Here is a 12,220-nt window from a genome sequence, read left to right as displayed (position 1 = left end):
TAAAAAAGCCTTGGATTTATTTATCCAAAGCTCCTTTGGAACATATTATTATTTTTCATACTTCCCAATTTTTTTTAATAGATCAAGTAATTCATCTTTTTCATCTTTCGTTAACATTTCAAAAGACTGATGTATAACTTTCTCATGCCCCGGAAAAATAGAAGCAATAAAGTTCTCGCCAGACTCAGTTAATTGCGCGTAAATAACACGTCTGTCATTCGGACATGGGATTCTCTTTACTAATCCCTTTTTCTCCAGCTTATCTACAACATATGTAATGCTGCCACTGGCTATTAAAATGCGCTCACCAATTTGCTGGAGTGGTTGACCGCCTTTATGATATAGCAGTTCTAATACAGCAAATTCAGTTGGATTTAACCCGTTACTTTGTATAGATCTATTTGTAGTATCCATAACAGAACGATGTACACGAGATAATGCAATAAATACTTTTAAAGATTGAGAAATATCTTCTCGTTCATTATTTGATGTCATACAACTTTCAACCCTTCACTTAAATTCTCAGCAATAAAAAGAAAATGCCACTTCATACTTCATGTGAATTCCGAATGAGCATTCACTCATCCATTTCCTCTCCCCTAATATATTAAGAATCATTCTTGAATAAAAACATGACAATTTTAACATAGTTTATATATAATGATAATAAAAAAAGAAGGAGTACCACATTTGAAAGTCAAATTCCAAAGCATAATTATATATATATTGCTTGTTATCCTACCGACGATAGGGATTGGTGCTACATTTTATTCGTATCATACATATAAAATGAAACAGGAAAACAAATTATCCGCTCATACAGTTCTCTTTTTATATAGAGACTATTTAGATCATCATCTTGGTGAAGCAATTTCTGCTTTAGACATGCTTGCAAAAGTTGTAGGCACCGAGACTGGTAATATAAATGGCATTAAACAAATTGTACATGATACAGATGGAAACGATGCACGCTTTTCTGGTCTATATTACGCTACACCAAAAGGGGTCATTACAATCGCATCTGAAGATGAATCAAAGCCTATAGATGTTTCAGACCGTAAATATATTCAAGACGTGCTACAAACTAAAAAAACCACTGTATCATCAGTCATTACTGATCGCGTTCTTGGACATAAAGCTATTATGATTGCTGCCCCCATATTCAATAAACAGAAGGAGCTCTCAGGATTATTATTAGCTAGTTTACGCTTTGATTACATTTCATCTTCTTTAAATGCCATTAAACCACAATACCATTTTGAGGTAACTGATAAACATGATGTAGTTTTTCTAACCGATGATAATAATGACACAAGTGATACGCATTCTAATATGCTTACTACCCCACTCCAAAGATTAAATTGGAAGGTCTCTGTTTCACCATTACCTATTCATCAAAAAACCTTATACCAGTGGGTTGCAATAGAGTGTATCGCTACTTTATTTTTAATGTCTATTTTATTTTTACTTGCTCAATATATGTTGTTAAAACGTCAAACAAAGCTTGAAAGACAACAAAATGAACTACAGAAAATTGAATTAGTTGGAACTTTTGCAGCAAGTACAGCACACGAAATCCGTAATCCTCTTACTGGAATTAAAGGACTCGTCGCTCTATTAAAAGAGAAATATAAAGATGAACAAGATCAGTTCTACTTTTCCGTAATTGAACAAGAAATAGAGCGAATCAATGAAATTGTAAGTGAATTTCTTATTCTCGGCAAGCCAACCGCCATCATCGAACAAACATATGACGTAAGAACAATTCTAAATGAGGTAGCATTAATTATTCAATCTGAGGCGAATTTACATAACATTGTATTCCATTTACATTTGCCAGACCATCCTGTTCATATCCGTTGTTCGAAAGACCATATGAAACAAGTGGTTTTAAACATTACAAAAAATGCAATTGAGGCCATGACTTCTAGTGATACACTAACCATTGTAGTAAAAAACAATGAAACACACGCACAATTGCAGATTATAGATACTGGAAAAGGGATTCCACAACATATTCAAAAACACCTCTTTCATCCGTTCTTTACTAATAAAGATACTGGAACAGGTCTTGGACTTGTCATATGTAAACGAATTGTAGAGATGTATAATGGGCATATTTTTATTGACAGTACAGAAAACAAAGGAACGACAGTTCATATCGAAATTCCGTTACACATAGTATAATTATCCTTATCCTATAAGGGTAATTATACTTATTTCATAAAACCAGCGACAAGCATTCGCCAAAAATTATTCGATTTTCCTTCATACCCGATTTGGAAAATTGGTATTTTTATAATTGAAAACCATTTCGGTGTTTGTTTTTCTTTATAACACTGATATTGTAAAATAAGCTTGTCCAATTCTTGACTAACTTGAATTGTCTCCCTACTATTTAGCCCACTTGTTAATCCTAGTTGAATCATTTCTTCACGTTTCATATGAATATCACGTGAAAGCTTTTCTAATGTGTACTTCCTTTTTACAGTAAACATCCATATCCCCCTTATTATACTTCCATGCTCTCAACTTCACTTCTCCATTGACTTTTTTAACTACTTAATCATATGCAAATTTGAAGAATCAGAAATTTTAACATTTTCTCCCTGTAATTTACAAATCTTTACCCTCACTTTGAGAATTATTACAAATTATTCTATCTTTGTAAATACATTCGCAATAATAGACATTTTTTTCATCTTCTTTTTTTACAAATTCTACGTAAACCGGGGATTCTTAATTTTCCACCTACTTTTCTTCGACATTTTTTGTTTAATTTATATAAAAAAGCAAAACATAATGATGATTGATAAAGTGAAACTTTAATCAGTGTTTTTTGTTCAGCCCCACTGATTATTAGCATTCACCAATCGGGCGTTTATCGGCAGTGACTCTCCCACCTATCCAGCCCAATGTTGAGGTGGGAGTCTTACTACCCACAAATAGCGAGATAACAATAGAAAGGAAATATTTATATGCGAAAATATACGATTGCATTGTTCATCATTGTTTTGTTTTTACCGTCCTTCTTATTTCCTATTCAAGCAAATGCTCATACGAATAAAGTTGCTATTGTCATTGATGATTTCGGCAATAATATGAAGGGGACTAATCAAATGTTATCACTTCCCATTCCACTCACTGTTGCTGTTATGCCTTTTCTTCCTTCCACAAAAGAAGATGCAATAGCTGCCCATAAGAAAGGCCATGAAGTTATTATACATATGCCAATGGAACCTATTAAAGGTAAAAAAGAATGGCTTGGACCGAAAGCAATTACAACCGATTTAAGCGATGAAGAAATAAACAACCGACTTGAACAAGCGATTCAAGAAGTTCCGCATGCAATAGGAATGAACAATCATATGGGGTCAAAAGTAACAGCGGATGAAAGAATTGTTCGCCTTATACTTGCTGCTTGTAAAAAACACGGTTTATTTTACTTAGATAGTAAAACTAATCCTAATAGTGTCGTCCCAAAAATCGGAAAAGAATTAGGAGTTCCTATTATTGAAAACCAACTATTTTTTGATGATGTGTATACAGCAGGACATATTTCAAAACAAGCCCAATTACTCATCAAAAAAATTCAAGAAAAACCTATTATGGTAGCTATCGGGCATGTGGGCCCCCCAGGTGAAATTACATCACGCGTTATTGAAACTTCTATCCCTAAAATTCGTGAGCATGCAGACTTTATTTTTTTATCTGATCTAGCATTATCCCCGCCTCCTGTTTCAAAATAAAGTTTATTACTCACATAGAAAAGTACCTATCTATATAACAGATAGGTACTTTTCTTTTTAACTTAAATATAATCTACATGACTCACTCTGAATCCTTTTTTCTCTATTTTTCCGATTAATTGCTTTAATCTTGTTTCATCTAACTCATCTGATATATTTACAATAACGCGGCGGATATATTGATCACCGTTATCGAGTGTAAACAACCCACCGATATTATATGCTTTTAACAATGTCCCAAGCTCTTTAATCGTTCCCTTACAATCTTGTGTTGCAATTGTTAATATATAACCACCTGTTCGCATACCAAATGAATCTTCAATAACATCAAATATATTCGAATGCGTTAACATACCGACAAATTCATTATAATCATTTAGCACGGCTAAAAACGGAAGCCGACGAATTACATAAAAGGCTCTGAAGAAGGAATCCTTTTCAAAAATAAATGCATTGGAATTGTCAAGCATATCTCCTGCACTTACATGCTCTAATCCGCTATTGCATTTTTTTTCTAATAAATCTACTTTATAAATAATCCCCGTGAATTTCTTCTCATCTTCTGCTAATACCGGGATGGCTCGAAATCCCGTTTTGTTCATCGTTTGCAGTGCCTCTTCACCAGAATCATTTATTTTGCAAAATGTTACTTGCTGCTTTGGCAGAAAATGATATTTAACTCGCAAAATATGTTCCTCCTTACATGTCAACATGTAATCTATATATAATAAGGAGACCTATATTTTATGAGTGAAATTATTTTTAAAACGCTTTCATTTATTTATTAACTTGTAGCCATATCACATTCATTTTTATATAACAGAGCTTCTTGCGCCCTTAATCATTAATAACTTTACATGATAGTTCATTAAATATTCTATACCCTCTAGCCATTTTTTCGCTTCTTCTGGCGTTTTTCCCCACACAATCATGCCGTAATTATGAACAAGAACTACTCCTCCACCTTCAATGAAATTCGGAACATTTCTTTCTAATAAATCAGCGAATTTTTTTTCATCTTCTACAATTGGAATTGTCATTTCTGTTATACCTTCTTTTCCGAAAACACGTTCCACACTGCGTTTATCGAACGTTACTTCTCCTTCTTCTCCATATAACTCAGATATTAAATGACTATCTACAGTCTGCACTTGTAAAATACATCCTGCACTACTTTTTTTATAAATATCCGCATGCATAAATGACTCTGCAGCTGGTTTTTCTTCATTTTCAAATACTGACTCGCACATGCAATTTACGACAATAAAATCTTCTTCCGAAAATAGCCCTTTATCTCTTCCCTCAACATTTACTAAAAATGTTAACGGCTCTTTTGACGTACATAGCGACAAACTAATTTTGGTACCATAAAACCAATCACGAAGTGCCAATTCAGATTTCACATCTTTTAATTCATTCCATTTCTTCAGAAAAAATAACATTTCGTCACCCCCGGCATAATATTCATATAAGGTTCGAATCCTTTCTATGTAAAAGAAATATTTTTTGATTATTCTAAAAATTTAATTGAATTATCACATGAGAATGCTTTTTTGTCAATATAGTTTCGCGGTTCTTCTTTAAAATAGGCTATTCATATGTCTATACTCCTATCTATTGTTTGCACATAAAAAAATGCACTATTCTTTAATTAAAGAATAGTGCATTTTCCTCACTTTTTATCCCGCTATTTGCTGGGCAGTAAGACCCCCACCTCAAAATTCAGCGAAAGCAAAGAAGTTAGGTGGGAGGGCGGGCTGCCCGTAAAAGCCCGATTGGTGAGGGCTAATAGTCTGTGGGGGATAAACAAAACCCCCACAGATTAAAGTTTCACTTCATTTCTTTATTGCATTATATAAAAACTGTGCATATTGTTCACGTGTTACGAAATTATCTCCTAAAAAATTCCCTTCCCCGTCACCTTTTGATATTTTATTATCTACTAGAGCTTTCACATATCCTTTCGCCCAATGGCCATTTGGTATATCTTTGAAATTCTCTGCACTATTTTCATTTTCTTTTAACTGAAATACTCTTTGTAGTACTACTGACATTTCATATCGAGTTAATACTCCATCTGGACGGAATATATCATTTCCATACCCTGTCATAATACCAGCTTGAACCACTGCATCAATAGCCGTTTCATACATATTTCCTTTCGTATCTGTAAATGCCGTTTTTGGTTCTAGATTATTTTCTAATTTTAAATACCTTTGTATTAGAAGAGCTACTTGTCCACGAGTAATGTTATCACCAAATCCAAATTCACCATTTCCATAGCCTATAAATAACTTTTCTTTCGCTAAGTAATTAATTGCTTCTTCTGACCAATGTCCCTTTGGTACATCTTTAAATTCTACCACTTCTGTTTTCTCATCTTCTTTAGATGTATTACCGTCTTTACTTTCTACTACATTTTGAATAACAGACCCTGTAAAGAAGATTCCTGTATCCGCAAATGGATCTTTCACACCAAATTCATATACTTTCTCACCTGGTGTACTCCATTTCACTACACCATTACTATACGTACCGTTATCGCTCTTCAGACGGATTTTCGTAGAAACCTCACCATCTTTTTCATATATAGGTACTTTTACTTCTTTATTTACTTCTGTTTCCTCTAAAAATACTTTTTGGTTTTGGACATTGATATAAGCCGTCTTACTTAGTTCTATAACTGGTCGGACATCACGGATTTCATTTGCAACAAAACTTAGAAATACTAATTTTTGCAAATTGCTCACTGGTGATAAGTCTGAAATATAATTCGCTTCTAAATCAAGCTTTTGTAAGTTTACTAGACTTGATAATGGAGTAATATCTTTTAATTCATTATTAGGTAAATCTAATTCTGTAAGCTGAGTCATTTTAGCAAGTGGTATCACATCTTTAATTTGATTTTTCCCGACAAATAATTTATTTAATTGATTCATTTGATCAATACCCGATAAATCTTTAACATTATTACGCGTTAATACTAAGTCTTTTAAAGGTAATGAATATAACGGTTTAATATCTTCAATTTGATTACCTGCTAAAGTTAAGTATGTTACATTTTTTAAAGCACTTAATGGAGCAACGTTCTTAATTTTATTATTTGCTAAATTCAAGTAATCTAGTTGTTCCATTTTCGCTAATGCTGTTACATCTTCTATTTGGTTGCCTGATAGATATAAAGTTTTTACATTTTTCATTTCAGTTAGTGGTGCAACATTTGTAATTTTATTATTACTTAAATCAAGAGACTCTAAATTATTCATCTTAACAAGTGGCGTTACATCTGAAAATTCATTACCACGCAAAGCTAAATGATTTAATTGCTTTAGGTTCGCAAAGAACGACGGATCTTTTATCTTTGCATTCGCAACTGTTAAAGATTTTAAATTTGGCATATATTTTAATGCACTATAATCAAGTATCTCGTTTGTATTTAAAAACAAATCCTTTACTTGTAATAACTCTTCTTTCGTAATTGGTGTATTTAAATCTTTTCTATTAAATACTTTTTTATTAACAAGTTCTCTTAATTTGTTATCTGTTATCATGTTTTGATTATCAACTGGATTATCCGTTTCCGTATTGCCTGAATTAGAGTTATCATCTGGTTTCTCTGTTTCTTTGTTACCTACAGTTGGATCTTTAATTTCAAATTGAACTTGATATTTGTGATCATATCCAATAGCTGGAATAAGTATATGCATTTGCATATTGTGCTTCTTCTCAAACTCGCCAATTTCAAATTGAACTACTTTCGTTCCATTCTTCCTCTTATCTTCTGACAAAACTTTCACATCATGAAATACACCAGGCTGGTTTCTATCTTCTATTCTAAGATATTGAAAATAATCGCTATCTTGCATTGTTACAGTGACAATTTTTTTGCCAGCTGCAATTGTTACTTTAGGATCTTTTATATATTGAGAAACCATAGATGGCTCGTCTTTTTGATCCTTATATATTTTAATCTCAGTATCATACGTGCGATCACTCGCTGCTGCTACCGATTGATTTGCTTCAACTTTTAGTGCTGCTAATGCTGGAGTAGAGTACGTAGCAAATGGAATTGCTAATGTTGTCGCTACTACTAGCGCCTTCATATAATTTTTTTTCAAAATAATATCCCCTATCATATATAATTTTTATAATTGATAATACTTATCAATTATCCACAAATAAATGATAATGAATCTCATTATCAATGTCAATGAGAACATTACATTAAGTTTATATTTTTAAAGATAAATAATAAAAAGCCCTTTATTCAAAGGGCTTTTTTACCTATCGTATGAAGAATTTCACTTTTTTCCTTCTCATTAATGACACCGATTTTTTGCAAAATATTCGCGTACAATACAAGTTTATTATATATTCGTTCTGACATGTTCGCCCTTCTTTCCTTCGACCAACTTTTTTTGTATTGGTAAATTATATGAAAGAGATGAGAAAATGTGTCCACTTTTTGCATAAATGCAAATCTTTTATTTTACGATTTACAGACAATAAAACTCCCTCCTAAAAATTAGGCGGGAGTTTAGGTACTTTCACTGTATTTAACAAACTGTCCACTGAATATTATGCTTCATAAGTTCTTCTTCAAAACTATATGGCATTTTTTTATCACAAATTACATGTTGAATACGTGAAAATGCTGCTATACGATAATTCCCTTTCACGCCTACCTTCGTATGATCACATAAAATATATGTTTTCTCAGCTAATTTCATCATCGCCTCTGACAATTTCGCTTTCTCTAATTCAAAGCTGGAAACTCCAAAACTAGGTAATAGCCCATCAATCGAAACGAACGCTTTATGAAAATGGAATTGCTGTATTACTTGCTGAGAAATAGACCCTGATACACGCGAATGCTTTGGAGATACTTTTCCACCTATAAATAAAACTTCACCGTGAAACATCTTTTTATTAATAGAAGAAATTAATTGTGTTGCGACTGGAAATGAACTTGTTACAATCGTTAAGTTTTTACGATGAACAAGGTATGGAACCATTTGAAGCGGTGTACTTCCATCATCAATTGCAATAACATCACCATCTTCTACAAATGTCGCTGCTTTATAACCAATTCTTTTCTTCTCTTCTATATGTAGCATTTCTCTTTCTAACATTGGTGCCTCTACCCCAGCGCCTGGAAGTTGAACAGCTCCACCATACACTTTCTTCAGCTTCTTTTCACGATCTAATTCTTCTAAATATCGACGAATCGTTTCTGTTGATACAGCAAATTCTCTCGCTAATTCTGAAACCTTTACTTTCCCTTTAAACTCTACCTTTTCAAGAATGGTTCGCTTTCTTTCTTCTCCTACTACAGACATAGCTTCACCTCATTTATATCTCCCTCATAAACTTCCTTATTTATACAAGGTTGTAATTTTCTTTATAAGCAGAAACTTCTTCATGAATATGAATACCGCGCTTTGCTAGCTCATCAAAAATCAATTGTAGATTTTCAAAAGCTTCTTCAGGCGTAACAACACCCACCCTATTTACATTTCCATTTGCAATTAACTCTGCAGCAATCCCAAATGGAATACCGACGTTTCTCGTATACGCTCTTAATTTTTCCCATCCTACAACAGAACCATCAGATAACGGATGTGTATGATATAACACATGTCTTTGCTTCTCATTATTTTTCATACCTATTACTTCTACATGAAGTGCATAACCATAAACCTCTGTTTCTTGTCCTTCTTTCGATTGTAATAAATACTGCGAAATACAATCCATAATACCAATTTCTTTCCCATTTATTTCAATCTGATCATTACGCAATATGCCGTAATCATATAAAGCACGTACAAGTTGCATATTTTGCTTTGGCCAAGTTCCTCTCGTCTCTATCAGTTTGATACCTTTATTTTCTAGTGCCTTTGCTAACGTAATTGTTTCAGAATGCGGGATTATATACTGCGTTGTCTTACCATAAGGCGCTGGCAATTCTATTTCTCTCGGACGCGCAAACGGAAGTACTTGCTTAAATTCACCATCTTCATACACTGTACGCGATGGTAAATGTGGATCATATTCATATGTCGTTGTCTCTGTAATTGATGCAGAAAAAGCAATCGGACGATACGAACCGTGACTTACGCGGATCGACTCTACAGTATCCAGTTGATTTGCTGCATGCATTGCCATCATTTGTGTTACACCTGGCGTCATGCCAAATCCAGGTAAACATGTTTTTTCGTTTTGAACAAATATAGCATGCGATTCATTTTCTTCACCAAATCCATTTAAGTTCACACCGTGACAGCCTGCTTCTGCAATACAGCGGGTCGACAATCCGTTTAGCTTTATCGTCGTACCGTCCATTACAATGTCATAACCAATCATTTTTGCAACCGTATCCTCGTGATTCGTTACATCTACTTTTACAAAATCAACACGAGGATCGTTGAGCCATTCTACTACTTTACGGCCCTCTTCCTCGTTAAAATCAGCTACTGTAATCGTCTCAAAAGATGAAAATTGAACTAAATCCAAAATAGCTTCACGACAAATTTTACCTGCTCCACCTAAGCAAAATACTTTCATCCAATAACAGCTCCTTTAGCAATACTATCAACTAAGCGATTAATATCTTCTTCATGTACATCACCGATATTTCCAATGCGAAACGTATCTACTTTCGAAATTTTTCCAGGGTAAATAACAAATCCATAACGCTTTAATTCGTTATATAACTGTTGAAACTCGAACCCCTCTTTTGGATAAATGAAAGATGTAATAATAGGAGATTGATATTTCTCATCTACTAGTGGCTTAAATCCGATTTCTCCCATTCTATTCACTAGTAGTTTTTGATTGTTGTAATATCGATTGTAACGCGCTCTCACTCCACCCTCTTTTTCTAGTTCAAGTAGTGCTTGATAAAAAGCATGTACAACATGTGTAGGTGAAGTAAAACGCCATTTCCCATTTTGTTTTTCCATCGTTTCCCATTGATCATATAAATCAAGAGATAAAGAACGTCCTTTTCCTTTACACTTCAATAATTCATCACGTTTTGCGATTACAAATCCGAATCCAGGAACCCCTTGAATACACTTATTTGCACTACTAATTAAAAAATCAATTTGTAAATCAGCAATGTCTATTTCAATCCCGCCGAAACTACTCATCGCATCAACAATTGTAACCTTCCCATACTGCTTCCCTAATTTACATACATCTACAATTGGATTTATAATACCTGTCGTTGTTTCACAATGAACAACTGCAATATGCGTAATCTCTTTATCTTCTTGCAATAACTTTTCTACTTCTACAATATTAGTAGGTTCCCACTCTTCTGTTTGACTGACCACTACATCAATCTGTAACATCTCTGCCATTTGCACAATGCGCTTACCGTACGCACCATTTGTACAAACGAGAAGCTTCCCATTTGCCGGAATAACAGAACCAATTACTGCTTCAACTGAAAACGTACCGCTTCCTTGCATTAACACTGTTGTATATTTCTCTTCTTCCTTCGTCGCTAACGATACAAGTTTAGCTCTTACTTCTTGCACCATCGTATTATATTCAACATCCCACGTACACCAATCGTATAGCATAACTTCTTTTACTGATTTTGTTGTCGTTAATGGTCCTGGTGTTAATAATAAATAGTGATTTTCATTCATGATCCAGTGCCCCTTTTATGAAATAATTAGTTCTTGTTTCTCGATATGTTCTATTACGTTTTCGAGCTCCTGCATCGTTTCAATCGTAAAATGAGCCCCATTTTCAACAAACCGATTACGAACTACTTCTATTTTTTCACGAAGCTCTACCGAATCCATACTCTCCACTTCCTCTTCCGTTAAACCGAGCTCACTACTTCCAAGAATTACACCAACTGTCCACATTCCAGCATTTCTACCTTCTTTCATATCTGATACTGTATCCCCTACTTTTATCATATGGTTCATCGGATACACATCAAGTTCCATTGCATTTTTATAGCACATCCATGGATATGGACGGCCTGCTGGAACATCATCTGGCGTAACAAGAAAATCAGGTTTATATCCTTGTAACGCCGCTTCCTTTGCTACAATATCCATCATTTCTCTCGTATAACCAGTTGTTGAACCGATTTTAATGCCTCTCTCACGTAAAGAAGCGATTACTTCTTTTACCCCATCAATCGGCGTAGCATAACTTGGCAAAATAGAAAAGAGAATTTCTTCAAACTCTTCATACATCTCATGAATGTCTGCTTCTGTTGGTAATTGACCGAAGACACGCTTCCACTCATCCGCAATACGGGGCATTTCTGTTAGTGCCCTTACATGATCTATTTTTAATAATCCCATTGGCTTACGTGCTTCTTCTGCTGTAATTTCAACGCCGCGTTTATGAAAAATCTTCATGAATACTTCTAGTGGTGCAAAACATCCGTAATCAACTGTCGTACCTGCCCAATCAAAAATAACTGCTTCAATTTTCATTCT

Annotated in this window: 11 protein-coding genes; 2 read left to right on the top strand and 9 right to left on the bottom strand. The window is 34.0% G+C overall.

The features are described 5' to 3' along the window. Positions 1–48 precede the first annotated feature (48 nt). Positions 49–495: a MarR family winged helix-turn-helix transcriptional regulator gene (locus MHI26_RS06930; RefSeq protein WP_000203350.1), complete on the bottom strand. Its 447-nt coding sequence runs from the start codon at positions 493–495 to the stop codon at positions 49–51. A 195-nt stretch (positions 496–690) separates the two neighbouring features. Here MHI26_RS06930 and MHI26_RS06925 point away from each other — a divergent pair, with 195 nt between their 5' ends. Beyond that, the gene (locus MHI26_RS06925; RefSeq protein WP_061668006.1) at positions 691–2,187 is read left to right on the top strand and encodes a DUF3149 domain-containing protein; all 1,497 of its coding nucleotides are present in this window, start codon (positions 691–693) and stop codon (positions 2,185–2,187) included. A 29-nt stretch (positions 2,188–2,216) separates the two neighbouring features. Here MHI26_RS06925 and MHI26_RS06920 read toward each other — a convergent pair whose 3' ends face one another. After that, the gene (locus tag MHI26_RS06920) at positions 2,217–2,498 is read right to left on the bottom strand and encodes an aspartyl-phosphate phosphatase Spo0E family protein (protein WP_000495536.1); all 282 of its coding nucleotides are present in this window, start codon (positions 2,496–2,498) and stop codon (positions 2,217–2,219) included. A gap of 480 nt (positions 2,499–2,978) precedes the next feature. Between MHI26_RS06920 and MHI26_RS06915 the strand changes: the two genes are divergently transcribed. Beyond that, entirely contained in the window at positions 2,979–3,749 is a 771-nt protein-coding gene (locus tag MHI26_RS06915; RefSeq protein ID WP_001234107.1) for a divergent polysaccharide deacetylase family protein, read from the top strand. A gap of 62 nt (positions 3,750–3,811) precedes the next feature. On the opposite strand, the gene cbpA is transcribed toward MHI26_RS06915, so the two are convergent. The 7 genes from cbpA to phnX form a co-directional block, all read right to left on the bottom strand. Then, entirely contained in the window at positions 3,812–4,435 is a 624-nt protein-coding gene (gene cbpA, locus MHI26_RS06910) for a cyclic di-AMP binding protein CbpA (protein WP_001264214.1), read from the bottom strand. A gap of 126 nt (positions 4,436–4,561) precedes the next feature. After that, complete coding sequence (locus tag MHI26_RS06905) at positions 4,562–5,191, bottom strand: class II aldolase/adducin family protein (protein ID WP_000896005.1); 630 nt, start codon at positions 5,189–5,191, stop codon at positions 4,562–4,564. A 393-nt stretch (positions 5,192–5,584) separates the two neighbouring features. Next, positions 5,585–7,867: an NEAT domain-containing leucine-rich repeat protein gene (locus MHI26_RS06900; protein ID WP_061668007.1), complete on the bottom strand. Its 2,283-nt coding sequence runs from the start codon at positions 7,865–7,867 to the stop codon at positions 5,585–5,587. Positions 7,868–8,305: 438 nt separating this feature from the next. Further along, a complete protein-coding gene (locus MHI26_RS06895) occupies positions 8,306–9,088 on the bottom strand; it encodes a DeoR/GlpR family DNA-binding transcription regulator (protein WP_000117666.1) in 783 nt (260 codons plus the stop codon). A 40-nt stretch (positions 9,089–9,128) separates the two neighbouring features. Further along, positions 9,129–10,313 (bottom strand): saccharopine dehydrogenase family protein, encoded by a 1,185-nt coding sequence (locus tag MHI26_RS06890; RefSeq protein WP_061668008.1) that lies wholly within the window; start codon positions 10,311–10,313, stop codon positions 9,129–9,131. Then, positions 10,310–11,407, bottom strand: a complete 1,098-nt coding sequence (gene phnW / locus MHI26_RS06885) for a 2-aminoethylphosphonate--pyruvate transaminase (protein ID WP_001004779.1) — start codon at positions 11,405–11,407, stop codon at positions 10,310–10,312. The genes MHI26_RS06890 and phnW overlap by 4 nt, the downstream gene beginning before the upstream one ends. A 15-nt stretch (positions 11,408–11,422) precedes the next feature. Next, complete coding sequence (gene phnX, locus MHI26_RS06880) at positions 11,423–12,217, bottom strand: phosphonoacetaldehyde hydrolase (RefSeq protein ID WP_000687384.1); 795 nt, start codon at positions 12,215–12,217, stop codon at positions 11,423–11,425. Between the last annotated feature and the right edge of the window lie 3 nt (positions 12,218–12,220).

The organism is Bacillus sp. FSL K6-1218, assembly GCF_038006445.1.
Classification (GTDB): domain Bacteria; phylum Bacillota; class Bacilli; order Bacillales; family Bacillaceae_G; genus Bacillus_A; species Bacillus_A thuringiensis_S.
Note: the sequence above shows the minus strand (reverse complement) of the source record. Positions and strands in the feature narration are given on the sequence as shown.